The 17,011-nt window shown below is 56.9% G+C and carries 20 protein-coding genes and 3 pseudogenes; 10 read left to right on the top strand and 13 right to left on the bottom strand.

The window, feature by feature from the left end; genetic code table 11:
• Positions 1-29 precede the first annotated feature (29 nt).
• The 6 genes and pseudogenes from HMPREF3014_RS35045 to merT form a co-directional block, all read right to left on the bottom strand.
• A pseudogene (locus HMPREF3014_RS35045) lies at positions 30-161 on the bottom strand (DNA polymerase V subunit UmuC); the annotation flags it as partial.
• Between the two features lie 359 nt (positions 162-520).
• Complete coding sequence (locus HMPREF3014_RS09465; protein WP_008567175.1) at positions 521-937, bottom strand: hypothetical protein; 417 nt, start codon at positions 935-937, stop codon at positions 521-523.
• A gap of 18 nt (positions 938-955) precedes the next feature.
• A complete protein-coding gene (gene merA / locus HMPREF3014_RS09460) occupies positions 956-2,638 on the bottom strand; it encodes a mercury(II) reductase (RefSeq protein ID WP_008567178.1) in 1,683 nt (560 codons plus the stop codon).
• 32 nt (positions 2,639-2,670) lie between these two features.
• Positions 2,671-3,105, bottom strand: coding sequence for an organomercurial transporter MerC (merC, locus tag HMPREF3014_RS09455; RefSeq protein WP_008567179.1), 435 nt, complete (start codon positions 3,103-3,105; stop codon positions 2,671-2,673).
• Between the two features lie 12 nt (positions 3,106-3,117).
• Entirely contained in the window at positions 3,118-3,393 is a 276-nt protein-coding gene (gene merP, locus HMPREF3014_RS09450; protein ID WP_008567180.1) for a mercury resistance system periplasmic binding protein MerP, read from the bottom strand.
• Between the two features lie 13 nt (positions 3,394-3,406).
• On the bottom strand, positions 3,407-3,757 hold the full coding sequence (gene merT, locus HMPREF3014_RS09445; RefSeq protein ID WP_008567181.1) for a mercuric ion transporter MerT: 351 nt from the start codon (positions 3,755-3,757) through the stop codon (positions 3,407-3,409).
• Positions 3,758-3,828: 71 nt separating this feature from the next.
• On the opposite strand from merT, the gene merR reads away from it, so the two are divergent.
• Together merR and HMPREF3014_RS33285 are read left to right on the top strand one after the other, a co-directional pair.
• A complete protein-coding gene (merR, locus tag HMPREF3014_RS09440) occupies positions 3,829-4,239 on the top strand; it encodes an Hg(II)-responsive transcriptional regulator (RefSeq protein WP_008567182.1) in 411 nt (136 codons plus the stop codon).
• A 358-nt stretch (positions 4,240-4,597) separates the two neighbouring features.
• Positions 4,598-4,785: pseudogene (locus HMPREF3014_RS33285) on the top strand (DUF4113 domain-containing protein); the annotation flags it as partial.
• Positions 4,786-4,802: 17 nt separating this feature from the next.
• Here the strand turns inward: HMPREF3014_RS33285 and HMPREF3014_RS09430 are convergent.
• From HMPREF3014_RS09430 to HMPREF3014_RS09410, 6 genes and pseudogenes are all read right to left on the bottom strand, one after another.
• Positions 4,803-5,156: a hypothetical protein gene (locus HMPREF3014_RS09430; protein WP_008567186.1), complete on the bottom strand. Its 354-nt coding sequence runs from the start codon at positions 5,154-5,156 to the stop codon at positions 4,803-4,805.
• Between the two features lie 71 nt (positions 5,157-5,227).
• A complete protein-coding gene (locus tag HMPREF3014_RS35040; protein ID WP_010794483.1) occupies positions 5,228-7,081 on the bottom strand; it encodes a site-specific integrase in 1,854 nt (617 codons plus the stop codon).
• Entirely contained in the window at positions 7,062-8,678 is a 1,617-nt protein-coding gene (locus tag HMPREF3014_RS09420) for a hypothetical protein (protein WP_010794484.1), read from the bottom strand. The genes HMPREF3014_RS35040 and HMPREF3014_RS09420 overlap by 20 nt, the downstream gene beginning before the upstream one ends.
• 10 nt (positions 8,679-8,688) lie before the next feature.
• The gene (locus tag HMPREF3014_RS09415) at positions 8,689-9,846 is read right to left on the bottom strand and encodes a tyrosine-type recombinase/integrase (RefSeq protein ID WP_010794485.1); all 1,158 of its coding nucleotides are present in this window, start codon (positions 9,844-9,846) and stop codon (positions 8,689-8,691) included.
• A gap of 118 nt (positions 9,847-9,964) precedes the next feature.
• Positions 9,965-10,084: pseudogene (locus HMPREF3014_RS33280) on the bottom strand (hypothetical protein); the annotation flags it as partial.
• Positions 10,071-10,502, bottom strand: coding sequence for a LexA family protein (locus HMPREF3014_RS09410; protein ID WP_003158166.1), 432 nt, complete (start codon positions 10,500-10,502; stop codon positions 10,071-10,073). The pseudogene HMPREF3014_RS33280 and the gene HMPREF3014_RS09410, both read right to left, overlap by 14 nt.
• 104 nt (positions 10,503-10,606) lie before the next feature.
• On the opposite strand from HMPREF3014_RS09410, the gene HMPREF3014_RS09405 reads away from it, so the two are divergent.
• The 7 genes from HMPREF3014_RS09405 (at position 10,607) to HMPREF3014_RS33260 (ending at position 15,004) form a co-directional block, all read left to right on the top strand.
• On the top strand, positions 10,607-11,290 hold the full coding sequence (locus HMPREF3014_RS09405) for an SOS response-associated peptidase family protein (RefSeq protein ID WP_003158165.1): 684 nt from the start codon (positions 10,607-10,609) through the stop codon (positions 11,288-11,290).
• A gap of 863 nt (positions 11,291-12,153) precedes the next feature.
• Positions 12,154-12,528 carry a hypothetical protein gene (locus HMPREF3014_RS09400; protein ID WP_003158163.1) on the top strand — a complete coding sequence of 125 codons (375 nt, stop codon included), beginning with the start codon at positions 12,154-12,156 and terminating at the stop codon, positions 12,526-12,528.
• Between the two features lie 24 nt (positions 12,529-12,552).
• On the top strand, positions 12,553-13,137 hold the full coding sequence (locus HMPREF3014_RS34640) for a hypothetical protein (RefSeq protein WP_044265603.1): 585 nt from the start codon (positions 12,553-12,555) through the stop codon (positions 13,135-13,137).
• A complete protein-coding gene (locus HMPREF3014_RS09390; RefSeq protein WP_021205794.1) occupies positions 13,122-13,718 on the top strand; it encodes a vWA domain-containing protein in 597 nt (198 codons plus the stop codon). The genes HMPREF3014_RS34640 and HMPREF3014_RS09390 overlap by 16 nt, the downstream gene beginning before the upstream one ends.
• On the top strand, positions 13,715-13,918 hold the full coding sequence (locus tag HMPREF3014_RS35380; protein ID WP_071533911.1) for a TrfB-related DNA-binding protein: 204 nt from the start codon (positions 13,715-13,717) through the stop codon (positions 13,916-13,918). Before HMPREF3014_RS09390 ends, HMPREF3014_RS35380 begins: the two co-directional genes overlap by 4 nt.
• A 351-nt stretch (positions 13,919-14,269) precedes the next feature.
• On the top strand, positions 14,270-14,662 hold the full coding sequence (locus HMPREF3014_RS09385; protein ID WP_021205795.1) for a hypothetical protein: 393 nt from the start codon (positions 14,270-14,272) through the stop codon (positions 14,660-14,662).
• Positions 14,663-14,680: 18 nt separating this feature from the next.
• On the top strand, positions 14,681-15,004 hold the full coding sequence (locus tag HMPREF3014_RS33260) for a hypothetical protein (RefSeq protein WP_003158159.1): 324 nt from the start codon (positions 14,681-14,683) through the stop codon (positions 15,002-15,004).
• 826 nt (positions 15,005-15,830) lie between these two features.
• Here HMPREF3014_RS33260 and HMPREF3014_RS09380 read toward each other — a convergent pair.
• Positions 15,831-16,103, bottom strand: a complete 273-nt coding sequence (locus HMPREF3014_RS09380; protein ID WP_003125312.1) for a hypothetical protein — start codon at positions 16,101-16,103, stop codon at positions 15,831-15,833.
• Between the two features lie 217 nt (positions 16,104-16,320).
• Here HMPREF3014_RS09380 and HMPREF3014_RS09375 point away from each other — a divergent pair, with 217 nt between their 5' ends.
• Positions 16,321-17,010, top strand: a complete 690-nt coding sequence (locus HMPREF3014_RS09375; protein ID WP_023093050.1) for a hypothetical protein — start codon at positions 16,321-16,323, stop codon at positions 17,008-17,010.
• Position 17,011: the final 1 nt, after the last annotated feature.

Here is a 17,011-nt window from a genome sequence, read left to right as displayed (position 1 = left end):
CCTAGCTCAAAAGCATTCCACCTAACTTAATACAGCGCGTAGTTGCTGGAGAACGCGCGAATACCCAGGCGCTGAAGCTTGTTCCGTATCTTGAAGTAGGGCTCTCCCATGGCGACATGCGGCTTGGCATCCGCGCTGCGCGCGATGACACAGCCGTCGTTGTATCTGAATGACGCTAACAGTTAGTAGTGCATAACATATTGATATTTAACGATATTGTTACGCTAACAATTTTTCGTCCTTCGCAGCCTAAATCAGGGCTTTTCAGTCCGACCCACCCCCATGCGGCCAACTAGCTGCCCGCCTCGAATGTCGTGTCCCTGGGGCCGCGAGGCCCCAAAAAACTTTGAATGAACTTCATGAGCGTGCACATCTGTTGTCGGCTGGAGTCGTTCGGTTGTTCGGAAGAGCAGGCGAAACCGAAAAGCACACGGAGTCCTCGCATAACGTCCTTGGCTCGCAGCACTATTACGGAGACCGAAGCGTTCCCGGCCAATCAGGGCTGCTGAGAGGGCCTACATCACCGACACTCCCGGCCTTCTCCGCACCCTGGAGCGCCAAGGTACTTTCGGCCGGCCAGGCGCTCGGGCAGCCAGATGAGCAAGGGTGCCGCCCCCAGTGCCAGCAATAGCCACAGTCTGGAGAACTGCTCGCCATGCGGGTCGAAGCCATAAGCCAGCAGCCCGCCGAGCGCGAGCAACAGGAAGTACGGCGCCGTGAGGTAGCAGTGAAGTCGGCGGCAGCGTGCGGCATTGACCAGGCAGGCGCCACCCATCACCGCCAGCGCGGCGCTTGCGGCCAGGAATAGCGTGGGGTGTCGATCTGCCAGAAGAATGGTTAGCGTCGCGACAACGGCAGGCAGCCCCCAGAAGCTGATCACCTGCCATGTCTGGCGCAGGCTGTCACCCCTGCCGAGTTCATTAGTCTTAATGTTCATGTTTGCACCTCGCATTCTTTACCCGGCGCAGCAGGACAATTGCTTCACGTCCTTACTGAAGGTTTGCGCCGCGAGCTTCAGGCCCTCGACCATGGTCAGGTAGGGGAACAATTGGTCGGCTAGTTCCTGCACCGTCATCCGGGCGCGGATGGCGAGGGCGGCCGTCTGAATCAGCTCGCCCGCTTCCGGGGTCACTGCCTGCACGCCCAGCAGTCGGCCCGAGCCCGTTTCGGCGACCAGCTTGATGAACCCCCGTGTGTCAAAGTTCGCCAGAGCGCGCGGCACGTTGTCCAGGGTCAAGGTGCGGCTGTCGGTTTCGAGGCCGGCTTGGTGCGCTTCCGCTTCGCTGAAGCCGACGGTGGCCACCTGCGGATCGGTGAACACCACGGCCGGCATGGTGTCGAGATTGAGCATTGCCTCGCCGCCGGTCATGTTGATCGCCGCGCGATTGCCGGCCGCCGCCGCGACATAGACGAACTGCGGCTGGTTGGTGCAGTCGCCGGCCGCATAAATATCCGCTTTGCTGCTGCGCATGCCCTGGTCGATCTGGATGGCACCGCGTTCATCCAGCTGCACGCCGGCCGCTTCCAGGTTCAGGCCGTGGGTGTTGGGCGTGCGTCCGGTGGCGACGAGCAGTTGGTCGACCCGCACTTCACCGTGCTTGGTGGTCAGCACGAACTCGCCGTTGGCATGGGCCACCTGGCTGGCTTGCGTCTGTTCCAGCACTTCGATGCCCTCCAGGCGGAAGGCCGCCGTCAGCGCTGCGCCGATGGCCGGATCTTCACGGAAGAACAGCGAGTTGCGCGCCAGGATGGTGACGCGGCTACCCAGCCGGGCAAAGGCTTGCGCCAGCTCCAAGGCCACCACGGATGAGCCGATCACGGCGAGCCGTTGCGGAATACTGCTGCTTGCCAGCGCCTTTTCCGAGTTCCAAAAGGGGGTATCTTGCAGTCCGGGAATCGGCGGCACGGCCGCACTGGCGCCGGTGGCAATCAGGCAGCGGTCGAAGGTCACGATGCGCTCGCCCCCCTCGACCAGTTCCACACTGAGCGTGTGGCTGTCCTGGAAGCGGGCGGAGCCACGCAGCACGGTGATGGCTGGGGTGCTTTCCAGAATGCCTTCGTACTTGGCGTGGCGCAGTTCGTCGACACGACCCTGTTGCTGGGCGAGCAACCGTTCGCGCAAGACAAGCGGCGGCGTGGCGGGCAGTCCGCCATCAAACGGACTTTCGCGGCGCAGATGGGCCACGTGCGCGGCGCGAATCATGATCTTGGAGGGCACGCAGCCGACGTTGACGCAGGTGCCGCCGATGATGCCGCGCTCGATCAGGGTGACGCGGGCCCCCCTTTCTACCGCCTTGAGCGCGGCCGCCATGGCGGCGCCACCACTGCCGATAACCGCCACGTGAAGCCTGTCACCCTCTTTCCCGGCGTCAGTGCCACCGCTCAGCCAGCCCCGTGCCTTATCGAGCAGGCCGGGACGGGTAGGTAGCGTGATGTCTTCGAACGCCGCTCGATACCCCAGGGCCTCGACGGCGGCCTGCATTTGTTCACGGCTTACGGCCTCGTCGACCTTCAATTCGGCCCTCCCACTGGCGTAGGAAACATCCGCCCGATGCACGCCCGGAATCTTCTCCAAGGCCTCTTTCACATGCACGACACAGGATGCGCAGGTCATGCCAATGATTTTCAGTTCGGTCATAACGTTACTCATTGAATCGTCTCTTGTCAGGTTCACTGGTTTGGCGGCGTCGGACAGGACGCCGGGGAGCAACGGCGGTGCGCGGGCGACACGAAGTCCCAGATGGACACCCCAAACATGACGGCCAGGCCGATATAGAGCAGCCAGCCGCTCCGCCAGCCGTGAGCCAGCATCAAAAACACCGCTACCAGCACCAGGGCCGGGCCGATCAGGCCAGGCGCAGCGCGTCGCCACTGCCGGTGACTGAACCAGCCGAGGGCATTGACGAGCAGAGCCACGCCGGCAAACAACGGCAACAGCGTGGTGATGAACAGGCCTTCCCATTGGCTCAAAAAGCCCAGTCCGATCGTGGCGCCCAGGCTGGCAAGGGCGGGAAAGCACGAGGCGCAACCTATGGCGGAAACCAGCACGCCGACGGAACCGGCTTTGTCACCGATCCGTGTGAACAGATTGAAAGAATTTGCCATCGGAATGCCCGCCTATTGCTTGACGCTGGACGGGTAGCCGGCGTCCTCTGTCGCCTTGGTCAGCGCCTGCGCACTGGTCTTGGCATCGTCGAAGGTGACGATGGCTTCGCGCTTCTCATAACTCACCTCGGCCTTGGTCACGCCCTCGACCTTGGTCAGCGCTTTCTTCACCGTGATTGGGCAAGCGGCGCAGGTCATGCCCGGCACCGACAGGGTGATGATTTGGGAGGCGGCCCACACTGGGGAAACCACGGCAATGAGGGCGAGAGCGGCAAGCAGCTTTTTCATGACCAACTCCTGATTAGTAGAACAAGGGGAGGATGTAGGGGAAAGCGAGCGCGACCAGCACCAAGGCCGTCACGACCCAAAAAACGAGCTTGTAGATGGTGCTTACCTGGGGATCAGCGCAGACCTCACCGGGTATGCAGACTTGAGCCGGGCGGAAAATGCGCCGGTAAGCGAAGAACAGCGCAACCAGTGCCGCGCCAATGAAGAACGGGCGGTAAGGTTCCAGAACGGTGAGGCTGCCGATCCAGGCACCGCTGAAGCCCAAGGCGATCAGCACCAGCGGCCCCAGGCAGCACGTGGACGCGAGGATTGCCGCCAGACCTCCAGTGAGGAGTGCACCGCGCCCATTTCGCGATTCAGACATACGTTCATCCTTCCGAGTGGTTGATCGATGGGTTAAGGTTATTTCCGTAGTTAGGTACGGGGTCAAGCGGCATGCACAACGCGGTGGAAAGCCTGACCATCGGCGCCTTTGCCAAGGCAGCCGGGGTTAACGTGGAAACCATTCGGTTCTATCAACGCAAGGGGCTGTTACCCGAACCGGACAAGCCCTACGGCAGCATTCGCCGCTATGGCGAGGCGGATGTCGCACGGGTGAGATTCGTGAAGTCCGCGCAACGGCTGGGCTTTAGCCTTGATGAAGTGGCCGGACTGTTGCGACTGGACGACGGCGCGCACTGCGACGAAGCGCGTGTGCTCGCCGAGCAGAAGCTTGAGGATGTGCGTGAGAAACTCGCGGATCTTCAGCGGATCGAGTCGGTCTTGGCGCAGCTGGTTGATGACTGTTGCGCGAGCCAAGGGACAGTGAGCTGTCCGCTGATCGTTTCGCTGCAAGCGAGCAAGTGACCGCCCGCACTTCGCGCGTTAGCCCACGATTTCCCGTTTGTCAGGGCTCTCTGTTTGTCGGTCTGAAGGTGGAAAGAGCGGCGCTCATTGAGCGCCGCTGACTGGGCAAAGGAGCACTTGCAAAGGCCCTAGGTTGGTACTGCTATTTGCCCTTGTGCATCAGTGGGGCGGGCCCACGTTGCATCTGGTCGAGTAGCACATATCTACCTTGCAGGCGGACAGCCGGGCTGCGCTTCGCTTCGCCACGGCCTGCCGCCGTGGCGCCCAGTTGTTCAATCTTCTTGACGGTTTCCGCCACTAGGATTGCGTCAGCCTTGTCGCGCATGGAGACAATCTGCTCGGTCGCTCTCGTGACATCGTGATCGCCGCCGTACAGCCCGTCGCCTCTGAGAAGGTCATGCAGGTGATGGATCGGATCAATTCCAAGTGGGGTCGAGGCACGCTCCGCCTGGGCGGGGTGCCGGTGACTCCTGACTGGGGATGTGTCGGGAAATGCTCGGCCCAAGCTATACCACACGGTTAGATCAGCTCTGGACAGTGAGGTGAGGCACACCCCAGCGCTGCTAGGAAGCCGGCTTACTGCTCAGAAGAACCACCTTACCAGTGGCTACGCCCTTCAGTTGAGCTAGTTCGAGAATCAGGGTCTGATTCACTGAGGCCAGTCGAGCCAGATCCTGGCTTAGCTGTGCGTTCTCCGCGCGCAATGCTCTGTTCAGCTCCCTCTCCTTCAACAATGCTTGGTGCTTCGAATCGCGCTGTGCTCGGACTGATTTCCCCATCAGACCACGAATGCGTTCAGCCACGGCTGGGTAGGTGTTGTGGATGAGACCTGGAGTGACCCCTGCCGCTTTCGCTACGCCAGAAATGGACAGCTTTCCGTTTGTTGAAAGGATGCCGTCGATGACCTTATCGAGCATCTCCGAGGTCTTCTGTCTGGAGCGTCCGGAGGATCGTTGCGCAGTTGGCTTATTGGTCAAAGTCGGCACCTTCAAGTTCGCGTTGGGTCACTGTCGCGAGCGTCCAAAGGAGACAGGCCAAGGCTGCTGATTACGTCGAATGCGACCTGCATATCACGTTTTGCCCGTTGCCTTACAGCCGGCCCGGCATCGTCGATTTCCATCAGCTCCAGCTGATGCGAGTAGATCCCCTGCCACGTGGTGGCAAAGGTCTCGTCAATCACAGAGTGTTTGCAGCCAGGACAACGGGTTGCCTCATACAAACCAGCCCCACCACAGCCCCGTTCTGTCGCGATGCACCAGCCATGACCAGTCGCTCGAATGTTTGCATGGGGGGCTGTCTGGGCCAGCAAGGCACTCCGATCTTTGATCGGAATGGCACGTAGCTCCATGATCCTCTCACCCGCCCCTCCAGCAAGTGGCTGATCATCCAACCACGACTCGATGAGATCGATCTTGAATTCCGTCATCTGTTGGAGGATTTCATCGAACAGGGTGAGATCCTGTAGGGGGTTGGAGGCATAGAGCTGAGTCATGCTCATACTGCTGTGTTTGAACTGCCACTTGAGGAAGACGAGCGAGGTACGCCCCATGCGAGACTCAACGAAGCACCGGGCATAGGTGCGACGGCACTGGTGAGTCCGCAATGGCCAATCACTTCCAGCCGCTTTTGCGACGCGCTTGAAGGCTTCATTGGAACCTGCGGCGCTGAGCACTTCGATGTGTCCAACACGTTCGGCTTTGTTGCCGTACCCATTCAAGCAGAGGAACAGTCTCTTCGAGTCCTTTCTGGCTTTCTCCAATCGAAGCAAAAGATCAGCGGAGTCAACTGAATTGCATGACAGTTCAAGGTCACTCAACTCCGCCTCGAGCTCCCTTCTCATGGGGGTTGAGCACATGGCGAAGAGATTCAACGCATCCAGCGTAAGCTCAGGGACAAGATAGTCGACTCGTCCCTTTCCCGTTTTATGCTCGGTCGTGGTTACCCAGCAGTAAGTAACGCCATCCACTACCTCTTTTCGCCACGCACCGACTTCAATCCCGATGACCTCTTCGTTACGCATGCCACTGGTAATGGATGCAATGTACAAAACAGCATCGCGGCAACGAATCATTTTGGGGCTGCGGCGAGTGAAAGTGTCAATTCCGGTGGCTTTCAGATCTTCTTTCGTCTTATGAACGATCTGCTCGCAATAGTTGAAGATCTTCGCCTGATCATCTGGCGGAATTATATCCGTTCTACCCGTATTCTTATTGGCAGCCGAAGTACCCCTTGCTTCTCCAATTCCGCTGACTCGCCACAGGGACGAGTCCCCCCACGGAAAACACTGAAGAGGGGAAAGGGTTTCGGCAGAGAATATCCATAAAAAGTCAATTATCCGCAGCCTGGAATAAAGAGGCATTGGTCTTAACGACTCTGACTTGCAATGGTGAATATAATTACTAATGTGTATGGGCCGAACATCGGAAAATCGTTCAAGCTCTAAATCGCTAAGCCAACGAATAAATGGAATGACACTGGCACTGACGAGAGTTGTAATACCCCGTGCGACAGGTGGCTTTGACCCTGGAAGCCCTCTCTTGAACCATGCATACGCAACTGCTTTGCAGTCATCAATCATCTCAGGTGGGAGATTAAAATCCCAACTGACGTACTTGTGCCCCTCGTTTACGTTAGATTGATCAAAGAAAGGTCGAAGATCCCAGCGAGCATCGCCAAAGCGGCTTAATACAAGAGTTTCGCCACGATCATTAACAATGGCACTAATAACTATCGCATCACGCTCAGCCTTGCTGAGGCCCGAGGCAGTTACAGGTTGCGCGAATAGCACATCATAGGCCTTAAGGGCGGCCCTAGAGTTCCGATTAGCCGACAAGAGCGTCACCTCGAACTTTCCTCATAAACTCAATCTTGCATCCCCAGAACGGATGAGGGGACGCTTTCGCTTTGGCTTTAGCCGCTTCGATCAGTTCAATCTTGAATTTTCGAGACGTAAACTCGTCAATAAGCCTGATGAAATCGCCCTGGCGTTTCCGCCATGCCGCCCACTCATCTGTTAAAAAATACTCCATCTCAGCGTGCAAAAACTGCTGATAGCTGAACAGTCGATACAAGTCTCCGAGAGTCCCTACAATTGCGTAACTAGGACATGTCAAGCAATGAATGAACTCGGAACAATGGGTAACGCCATCTTTGGGTGCCAGGCTTCCATAGAGGCTATCTTTGCAACCTCCTGGGGGTGTCGGTGTGACGTTGATGCCACGCAGCTGATCGGTGAATGCTTCCCCTACGAAGGTGGCACCCTCAACCTTGATCTCGTCATTTATCTTCAAATAGTGGTTATCAGCAACGCTAGGGGAATGGCCCATCACAGCGGACACCTCCAGTAGGTCGCCGCCGCTGAGCTTCCAAAGCCTACTTTCCATAGTCTTTCGAAGACGACTGAGATTAACGATCAGCGGTTGGCCCTGATCGTCCTTCAAAGCATGCCGCGCACAGATACTCTTTGTTGATTGAAATAGCGTACTGGAAGCCAGCGCGACTACCCTATGACCATGCCCATTCTGTCCGGCGCGGTAAAGCCAAACATGCGACTTAAGCTTTTCAGGCGCAAACCCAACCAGTGGCTCAGAAATTGCCAAAGCCTTATTTACAACAGCCACCCCATCTAAAGGAATTGGGTTATATCCGTCATGCAGTTCAGTTTGTCGAATGGTTTTGCTCTGAGCACCCTTGCCGCGTCTTTTTACGGTGTTCAAGAGCCGAAGATTGGGGATGAATGGATGCGGCTGGAGTGCATCTCTAGACATTTCCAGAAGCGGCGTAGTGTTAATTCCAGATCTGGCCGCAGTAATCAGCAATAAGACCGTCATTGCTTCGGCGTCATTTCCAGAGAATAAGCCCTTATGAATGGCTACTAAATCTGACTTTAGCGCAGTGATGAGCCCCTGCATTTCCGAGAGACTGAGCGGCTTCGCGTCATTGGTCGATTTCGCGGTATGGGGGAAAGGAACGGCTGGAAGTAGATCATCTTTATCCGCCTCAACGAATCCGTATTCAATTAGGCTGATGATCAATGACTTCAGCGACGTGTAATAGTTCTTCGCAGTTGACCCGTTTGGATACTTGAGCTTAAGCCACGAAACATATCGCTCAAGATGCCGCTTGGTCAGGCTGTTCGGGGTTGACGGCGGAGAATCAATCGTTCCGCTTTTCAGGAAGGCCATGAAATATCGAAGGCCATTGCTGGAGTACCCTACAAGAGTGGCCAGGGAGAAATTCCCTCCATTGACCAGTGCTCTGATTACATGAATACTCTGAATAGCCCATGCGTCAAAGCCAAACCCAATGTACTGAGAGTGATCAATCTTAGTTACATTCCGGGGATTTTTCGGAAGATCGATTCTAAGCTCATTCTCTACGGTCTCGAATCCTTTAGTGACCGATTGCATTTCAGCTTTATAGTTTTTCTTTCGGGCCAACAGTAGTACCTCAGATGCTTGGAGTAGAGACGGCCATAAACATCATGTCTATCTCGTCTTCATGAGCAAGGACAGACTGAGCCTCTAGCTGATTAATGAGATGCAGGTACACCATCGTTGTTTGAACGTCGGAGTGTCCCATCCTGTCTCGGACATAGAGCAATGGCTCTCCTTTAAAGTCTCGGCTTTTCCTCAGGGCAAGAAGGGTATAAGTCCCATAGGTATGACGAAGCATGTGGGCCCTAACATAAAATCCGCACTTGCGCTCATACGCCTTCATCACGTCGACGATGGAGTCTTTCGTGTACTGCCGCCCCTCCCTTGTCAGCACCAAGGCCGTGGCGCGCCCGTTGCCGGCCGCTTTCCGTACTTCGCGCTCATGAAGCGTGTACGACCACATTTCCTCCATCAGCGACCAAGGCACGTCAATTGTTCGAGGGCGGCCGTACTTGAGATGCATGTCCGATGGCTCGAGAGCCACGCTGATCATTTGCCCAGGGCGGAGGCCCTTCTTCAGCCGAGGATTAAAGACGTACTTGAAAGGGAAAGTGCGCGCCTCGCAGGAGCGAAGACCAGTGCGAACCATCAGATGGAACAAGATCCGGTGACTTGGATCGGCATCGAGGGCGAGGCAAACCTTAGCCTGATCTTTGGTCAGGAATTTGGTCAATCGCTTACGCTCTCGCACCATCACTGAGGGCTTCGTACTCTCGGCGTTAGGACGAGCTACGTGACTGAGGAAGCCGGAATGCGGAGTCGCTCTGACCCTTCGCTCGCCAAAGGGCAGCGCTGCGATCAGATCACGCTGCTTGGCCCATTGGTAGAACCTCACAATTAGGTTCAGTCGCTTGTTCAGAGTGCTGGGATCTAGTTCCAACTCACCGCTCGACCAGTCTCTATACCGCGACAGGACGCTCAGGCCATCTGCCTGACTCTCCTCATTCCAGGCCAGACCATTGGCCTCGAGGAAGGCGAAGTAGTCGAACAGACGGCGTCCATAGGCCTCCCACGTCAGAGCACTGAGTGCCTCACCTGACTCGACTAGCGTGTGCCAAAGGAAAGATTGCGCCGGCTCCACTGGCCAACCGTCGGCGCCAACCAACAGAGGGAAACCTTCGAATGATCGACCCGCTACAGCAAGGTCTTTTGTTGCGAACACCAGCCTCATTTCACAGCCTTAAACACCATCCAGATGACTCCCCTTCAGAGGCTGGAATGTAATTTCTCAGGCTTCTATCAAGGTGGTGCGGACTGTAATTCATTTACTAACGGAAGCAATCCCTCAGATCGTTGTTCGACAGCACAACGATTGGGGTCCGTGCCAGGTCCGGTCGAAACACCCGCTCGCAGCTCGCGTAGAAGCTGTTGCAGTCAATCAGGGCGATGGCGCGGTCAGCCATGCTCATGACACCTCACGCTGTAGCGCACCACGCCCCAAACCAGCAACTCATCCCCTTCCAGGATGTACCTGGGCGCGTACCGAGGATTCTCGGCGCGCAGCACCACCTGGCTCCCATCCTTCGCCAAGCGTTTCACGGTAGGCTCGCCGTTCACCGCTGCAATCACGATGTCTCCTGGCTCAGCTTCTCGGGATCGATCCACCACCATGAGGTCGCCGTCATGAATGCCAGCGCGAATCATGCTGTCGCCGCCGGCGCGTACCAGGTACGTGTGAGGCGCTCGAATCTGCAGAATCTCATCAAGCGAGATCTCCCGCTCCAGGTGATCCTGCGCCGGACTTGGGAAGCCGGCCGACACCTTGCTGGAATACAGGCGCAAGGAAGCCCCAGACCCAGCGACTGGGCCGAGGATAGTAACGGGCATGGGATGAAAACCTCTGTATACTGTCTGTTTATACAGTAGACGCTGACAGGATTTGCCTACAATGCAGGTAGGCCAAGATCCGACAGACGGAGGCACGGTGCGCTATGTGCGGAAGAGTAGCTCAGTACCAGGGCGCGAGAGAGTACGCTCAATTGATGGCCGACTGGCCATTTCTGGACCTGACCGATGGTGAACCACTCGAACGCTACAACGTAGCCCCTTCAACACAGGTCGCCATCCTTCGCCTGGTCGGCGAGGATCTGGTAGCCCAGCTCGTCCGATGGGGTTGGCGACCGTTCTGGGCCCAGGACCGTGCCGCACCGATCAATGCCCGAGCCGAGAAAGTCGCCCATTCGCGCTTCTACAGCGCAGTCTGGAAGCACAGGGCGATCACCCCGATCGACGGCTGGTTCGAGTGGGTGGACGAGGGAGGAGCAAGGAAGCAGCCCTACTTCATTCAGCGTGCCGATGGTGCCGCCGTCCTCTGCGCAACGATCGGCCAGTTCCCTGAACTGGACAGACAGCAGGAAGAACGCCATGGCTTCGTTATCATCACGGCTGATGCCCAGGGCGGAATGGTCGATGTACATGACCGGCGGCCCGTCGTTCTTTCTCCAGAGCTAGCAAGGGAGTGGGTCGATGGGGCAACCCCGCCCGAACGGGCAGAACAGATGGTGTTACAGGAAGGTGAGGCTCCAGAAGTGTTCACCTGGTATCGCGTCGACCGCGCGGTCGGCAATGTTCGCAACCAAGGGGCACACCTCATAGAGCCTCAGCGGACCGGGTAGGCTTAGTTCAACTATCGGCTATCGGCTGCCAGGAATTGCAGGAGGAAGTATCTGGCGATGAATCGGGGCGTTATCCTTCCCCTGTCGCCAGCGACGAAGGTCCTCGCTCACCCAATCATTCAGTGAAGCCGCGGACAAGGTTCCCCCATTCTTCAGGTAATATGCAACCTCCGCCATAGCTTGGTGATAGCCCCGCCGGTAAGTACCCTCTATTTGCGAATCGGCAGGACCAATATCTGAGCCTGGCCCCAACTTACCATCAACCATCCTCTCGAGAAGACTGTTTTCACCAGTCATAATAACCCCCTTATGGTTATAAAGCAGTTTTACAAGCTTGATACAACCAAGAAACCTTAACCACTTTTCTCAATATTCTTCAAGTGCATCAAGGGAGCAATTCGTCATAGCTTAATTCCTAGGAATAGCCTTTCAGTCAACCTAGCCGAATTCCTCTGTAGCCACACCCTTTCCAATGAATCTCCAATCTTCCGGCGCCTGGCGGCTATCGCAAATACTTACTTCAATCATCTGCCCCTGTTTCGGCTCTGCAGGCAGAAGCGCAGCTGTACGCAATAGCTCAGTAGGACTCGGTGCGTAGGTACTCTCCGAACAGTGGAAGGACCAAAGTCCATGTTTACCCGAATTGCCGATCTGGCGATCCAGCTTCAGCGTCCACCCTTGCTCTAGTCGAACCACCCACATATCAGGCCTCCGTAGGAAAAATCTAATTCTACTACCGCCTGGTGGGAGATAGAGCATCTGCCTGCCCAATCAGCCTGCTTGAACATATCCCTTTAAAGGGATAACCTCAAACCCAACGTTGGGCTATCAACCCAACCTCCAACGCCCCTGCCGAGAAAGACATGGCCTACGAAAAGACTTGGCACCGTGACTACGCAGCAGAATCGCTCAAGCGAGCTGAAACCAGCCGCTGGACACAAGATGCCAACCTAGAGTGGACTCAGCTCGCCCTGGAGTGTGCCCAGGTGGTGCATCTAGCCCGCCAGGTAGGAGAGGAACTGGGTAACGAGAAAATCATTGGCATCGCCGATACCGTGCTCTCGACAATCGAAGCCCACTCGCAAGCGACCTACCGCAGGCCGTGTTACAAGAGAATTACGACGGCCCAGACGCACCTCCTCGCGGTCACACTTCTGGAGCGGTTTGGTTCAGCGCGACGGGTAGCGAATGCCGTATGGCAGTTGACTGACGACGAAATCGACCAGGCAAAAGCATGAATAGTCCCCAGTGCGATGTCAGCTATGGATGAGTTGGACTTCAGCGGCCTGAGTGATGACCAACTCGTCGAGCTGGCCATCGCCATTGCAAAAGAGGCGGCCCGGCGCAATCCAGCGCTGCAAGCAGCTTTCGCCGAAGCGCTGGCCACCGAAAGGGAGAAGATCGATGCTCGCCTTCGGGGCGCCGAACGGGCCCGCCAATATGAAATTCAACAAGCCGAGCGAGTAGCAGAAGCTGCAAGCAAGGCCGTCGCTGACGAAAAGATGCGATCAAAACGCACCGAGTTGCTGCGCCGATATCTAGAGCAAGTTGCCTATCTGATTGGGAGACCGCCTCAAGAGCTGACGTTAGTCTGGAAAACCAGCGACTGGACACGACGAGTATCAGGTCCCCGCCTCCAGGTGAATCTCGGCTCCACCGGCACTGACGTGAAGTGGCACCTGATTGACTATGCCGAGGCCACGGATCAGATCTGGACCTCGCCAGCCCTGGCCAAGCTCACTCCCTCCTTGCAGCCTTGGGCTCGTGAAGTTTGCGTGGCTGTACGGGCGATAAATTTCGATAGAACTACGGTGGCACGAGGCGCCGAAATATGTCCAATGAACTGATCAACCCCCTGCAACAGCTCATCGCCAAGGCCAGCAAAACACTGCCCGCCACCACTGGCCGGGTAGCCACACACCAAGCGAGACTGGACCGTCGGCAAGGCGAGGTCATCATCCTGGCCGACATCTCCGCATCAATGGGATGTACTGCCTGGGGCCAGCGACGCAAGATCGACGTATTGCGCGAAGCTGTAGACGCAGCCCTGGAACGCCAACCGGCGAGATTGATCGCCTTCAGCGACCAGCCACGGGAAGTCCAGCACATCCCTGAGCCGGAGAGCAGTACCAACATGACCGCGGCCCTGCGAGCAGCCTTGCAATTCAATCCCGGTGTGACTCTCGTCATCAGTGATGGCCAACCTGACAACGAGAAATCGGCTCTCGAAGTCGCCGCCCAGTTTCGTGGCGTGATTGATGTGCTCTACGTTGGTCCCGAGATTGATCGCGCTGCCATGGGATTCATGCGTCGCCTGGCCGCAGCGGCTGGCGGAGATATGGTCAGCAACGATATATCAAGCCAGGCCGGCGCCCAGCGACTGTTGACCTGCATTGCCGGCTTACTCCCGGGGCCAAGTCGCGCATGACGGAAGAGCAGTTTTCAGCCCTTGCTGAGTTGATGCGCCTGCGCGGAGGTCCTGGCGAGGATGCTGCCCGACTGGTGTTGGTAAATGGTCTCAAGCCTACCGATGCTGCCCGGAAGACAGGTATCACTCCCCAAGCCGTGAATAAGACCCTCAGCAGTTGCCGGCGTGGCATTGAACTTGCCAAGCGGGTATTTACCTGAGCCCTTCAAGCCATTGCAGCGTGTTGTTGACTTTAAACTTCCGCCTGTCCATCCTTTGAGCCGTGAGCTGCTGACGTTGTCGGCACCCCTCCAGTAGCCGTGATCTGCGAGGCTACAGCACGGATTACCGTGTAGATCACTCCCTAGGTCGCACCAGCTTCCGGAAGCGCGATCAATCGACCATCAGGTTGATGGAAGCCCCCTCCCCTGACTGACGTTTTAAAACAGCCCCGTAGGGGCAACCTCACTCTCTTGCTGCCGAAACTTTCGGTAAGCGATACCCTGCACGCAGAACAGCTTGCTTTCTCAGCACAGCGACTCCATATCCCAACATCAATGGAAGGTGAAGAGATGGACGAAAACTACATCATCGCCCGTTCAATTAAAGAGGCAAACAAGTTTATTCAAACTTGGGAAGAAGCCGACATTGAAAAACTAACCGACGATCAAACAAGAGCTGCAATTGGCTTTGCCAGCAAGATCAATTCAGAGCTTCGCGAATGGATCAGAATGCACCTGGATGGTGAGGGCACAGCTCACGAAGAAGGATACTTAAAGGAACAACAGGCTCCTTGGAAAAAAGCCAACACTGGTGATCTTTTCACAGATTTCGGCTGGTGGCACCGCATAGCAAACCTCATGCTACACACGGCGTATATAAATCATGCGATGCTCGGCGGCGATCGGTATCACAGTCGACTGATGAAGATTTTCCGGGATAGATTCTCTTATCCCGAGGAATGACTTCTAGAGGGAAAAAAGATGAGCAATCAACAAAAAAACTTTGGCGATGCCCAGGTAGCGCTGGTCGCCGCTTGGAGAAAGCATCCGGAGCTGCGGGAGTCTTTAGATGGCGTCGTTTCTGAGGTGCTATCGCAAATAGTCTTTCAAACAGAGATGCTCAGCAAGCAGGCGGAAGGTTTGGCAAGATATGTCCGCCGTACTCACTCAGACGAAGATGAAGTTGTTCGCGTGCTTTGTTACAACATCGACATCCAAATCAATAGAATCATCTCGATATGCGGCGAAGTCAACCAGCATGGCATCCGTGTATATGGTGATGCAATCGATAGGGATGTAGACTGACTCGTCGAAATCTAATAGCAAGCTGAATACCCCGCTAAACTGCGGGGTTTCTTTTTGTGAGAAACTGCGGAGAGAAACAGAGACCGAGCACAGGAAGACCTTGGATGCCTGCAGCCCTTGATCTAACAGGTCAGCGCTTCGGCCGTCTCTTTGTTGTACGGGAGAATGGCCGGGTAAAATTTGGCAAGGAGCAGCCCGGCTGGCTCGTAGAGTGCAATTGCGGGCGCCGTGAGACTCTTGCCCAGGCGCTGTTGACGCAACGCGGGTGGCGAGAGTGCTCATACTGCCAGCGGCCGGAGTGCATTGTTTGCGGGGAAAAGGTACCGTCGACCCGCCCGCGGAGCGTCACATGCTCTGACACCTGCCATAAAGCCAAACGCCGTGGCCAGGACATCGAACGTTACCACAGGCGTGCAGCTGACCCTCAGTTCAATCAGCAGAGGTATCAGCGCCTGGTTGAACGCATGGCCGACGATCCTGACCTAGCCGAGCGCGTCAGGCAAATCCGCCGAGGCGCAAATGCCCGTTGGCGGATGAAACCTGAAAACCGCACGGCCATCAGGCATTACCAGGCACTGCGCTATGCGATGAACCGAGCAGAAATTCTAGCGCGGAGGCGCGCCCGCCTCGACCTGATGACACCGGAACAGATGGAGCATTGGCGAGAGCGTATCCGGGCGTATGATCGAGCCTACCGCGCCCGATGGCGCGACCACCTTCGCTCTGACCCTGAACGACACAGGGCGTATCTCGACACGATGAGGGAGTACAGACGCCTGGCTAGCAAGAACTCAACCGAATAGCTGGTAGCTGCGAACGCATAGGCTCAATTGGCCGAGACTCGAAGCGCAACGTACTCAGCTTCGATCTCCCGTAGAGTTCGGGCACCCTCCTCGCTCATTCCGCTATTAGGCAACTGGCCGAGCACCAAAAGCGTACTCAGTGCATGGTAGCGAGCCAGGTATTCGCTCCATGCCTCATCGAAGTGCGCGCTCTCAATCCCTGCCTCCCTCTTGCGATAAAAAGCAGCCACGGCGGCCAGTTCCTGGCGCGCTATATCGATGATGGTTTGTTCGAGCTGGGGAAGGTCTGTATTCATGGCCTGAGGCTTCCTCAAAGCAGTGTTAAGCAGAAATGACACAGCCTAGGTGCGTGTGAAGGGCACCCAGAATCGACTGATCTTCGCATAGCGCATCAGGCCCGGCGATTCGCCAGAATTCTATCCAAAAAAATCCCACCCCCACTCACCGAGTATTTCCTACTGCCTCAATGGAGGCTGTCTGAGAGGGTGTCTCTGGCTTCGCGCGAGGACACCCATGAAACGCCCATCCCCTGCATCCATGATTCTTGGCCTCTGCTTGACAGCAATGGCCGGCCTGCTGGGCTACCAGCAGTACCAACTCACTCAGCTCCGATCAAGCGTGGACAGTGCTGCGGAAAAGACCTCGCTAGAGGCGATCCTGGCTCGCTTGAATCGAGTCGACGAGCGCCTCGACGCCGTGGATGGACAGCACCTGGTCAGCAACGAGGACTTCCGCTCAGGCCAGCAGGCGCTGTCCAACCGCATTGACGCCGCGCAGGCGTTCGCCAAGCAGGCCTCCGATGCCGTCGAGAACCTGGCTCAGACCACCGCCTCGGCCGGCGACCTCTTGGTGCTCAAGGCAACCGTGGAGACACTGGACGGTTCTGTCCGCACGCTTCAAGAAAAGCAGACCAAGGCGCCGCCGCTGATCGTGCCAGCGCCCAAACGCCCCATACCCGCCAAGCCCAAGCCGAAACCCAAACCGATGGAGCCTCCGCCCTTCTCGATCCTTGGCGTGGAGTATCGCGGGGGCGAACGGTTTCTGTCGGTTGCACCTCCGGGATCCACCCAGCTCAGCCAGATCTACCTCATTCGCCAAGGCGATGCCGTCGCCGGCACGACCTGGCGACTGACCGACCTTGACGATCGTACCGCGCACTTCGACGTCGCCGGCGCCTCGCGCAGCGTTCGCATCCAACCATAGG

Origin of the sequence: Pseudomonas sp. HMSC065H01, assembly GCF_001815235.1 — a bacterium.
Classification (GTDB): Bacteria; Pseudomonadota; Gammaproteobacteria; order Pseudomonadales; family Pseudomonadaceae; genus Pseudomonas; species Pseudomonas aeruginosa.
The sequence above is the reverse complement of the archived record's forward strand: the minus strand, read 5'-3'. Positions and strand labels throughout refer to the sequence as shown.

Excerpts from the sequence above, each read along its gene's own strand:
- HMPREF3014_RS09380 (WP_003125312.1), bottom strand. The coding sequence starts at position 16,103 with ATGAATACAGACCTTCCCCAGCTCGAACAAACCATCATCGATATAGCG.
- HMPREF3014_RS09415 (WP_010794485.1), bottom strand. The coding sequence starts at position 9,846 with ATGAGGCTGGTGTTCGCAACAAAAGACCTTGCTGTAGCGGGTCGATCA.
- HMPREF3014_RS09405 (WP_003158165.1), top strand. The coding sequence starts at position 10,607 with ATGTGCGGAAGAGTAGCTCAGTACCAGGGCGCGAGAGAGTACGCTCAA.
- HMPREF3014_RS09375 (WP_023093050.1), top strand. The coding sequence starts at position 16,321 with ATGAAACGCCCATCCCCTGCATCCATGATTCTTGGCCTCTGCTTGACA.
- merP (WP_008567180.1), bottom strand. The coding sequence starts at position 3,393 with ATGAAAAAGCTGCTTGCCGCTCTCGCCCTCATTGCCGTGGTTTCCCCA.
- merR (WP_008567182.1), top strand. The coding sequence starts at position 3,829 with ATGCACAACGCGGTGGAAAGCCTGACCATCGGCGCCTTTGCCAAGGCA.
- HMPREF3014_RS09430 (WP_008567186.1), bottom strand. The coding sequence starts at position 5,156 with ATGCTCGATAAGGTCATCGACGGCATCCTTTCAACAAACGGAAAGCTG.
- HMPREF3014_RS09410 (WP_003158166.1), bottom strand. The coding sequence starts at position 10,502 with ATGCCCGTTACTATCCTCGGCCCAGTCGCTGGGTCTGGGGCTTCCTTG.
- HMPREF3014_RS09400 (WP_003158163.1), top strand. The coding sequence starts at position 12,154 with ATGGCCTACGAAAAGACTTGGCACCGTGACTACGCAGCAGAATCGCTC.
- HMPREF3014_RS33260 (WP_003158159.1), top strand. The coding sequence starts at position 14,681 with ATGAGCAATCAACAAAAAAACTTTGGCGATGCCCAGGTAGCGCTGGTC.
- merA (WP_008567178.1), bottom strand. The coding sequence starts at position 2,638 with ATGACCGAACTGAAAATCATTGGCATGACCTGCGCATCCTGTGTCGTG.
- HMPREF3014_RS09385 (WP_021205795.1), top strand. The coding sequence starts at position 14,270 with ATGGACGAAAACTACATCATCGCCCGTTCAATTAAAGAGGCAAACAAG.
- merT (WP_008567181.1), bottom strand. The coding sequence starts at position 3,757 with ATGTCTGAATCGCGAAATGGGCGCGGTGCACTCCTCACTGGAGGTCTG.
- HMPREF3014_RS09465 (WP_008567175.1), bottom strand. The coding sequence starts at position 937 with ATGAACATTAAGACTAATGAACTCGGCAGGGGTGACAGCCTGCGCCAG.
- merC (WP_008567179.1), bottom strand. The coding sequence starts at position 3,105 with ATGGCAAATTCTTTCAATCTGTTCACACGGATCGGTGACAAAGCCGGT.
- HMPREF3014_RS34640 (WP_044265603.1), top strand. The coding sequence starts at position 12,553 with ATGGATGAGTTGGACTTCAGCGGCCTGAGTGATGACCAACTCGTCGAG.
- HMPREF3014_RS09390 (WP_021205794.1), top strand. The coding sequence starts at position 13,122 with ATGTCCAATGAACTGATCAACCCCCTGCAACAGCTCATCGCCAAGGCC.
- HMPREF3014_RS35380 (WP_071533911.1), top strand. The coding sequence starts at position 13,715 with ATGACGGAAGAGCAGTTTTCAGCCCTTGCTGAGTTGATGCGCCTGCGC.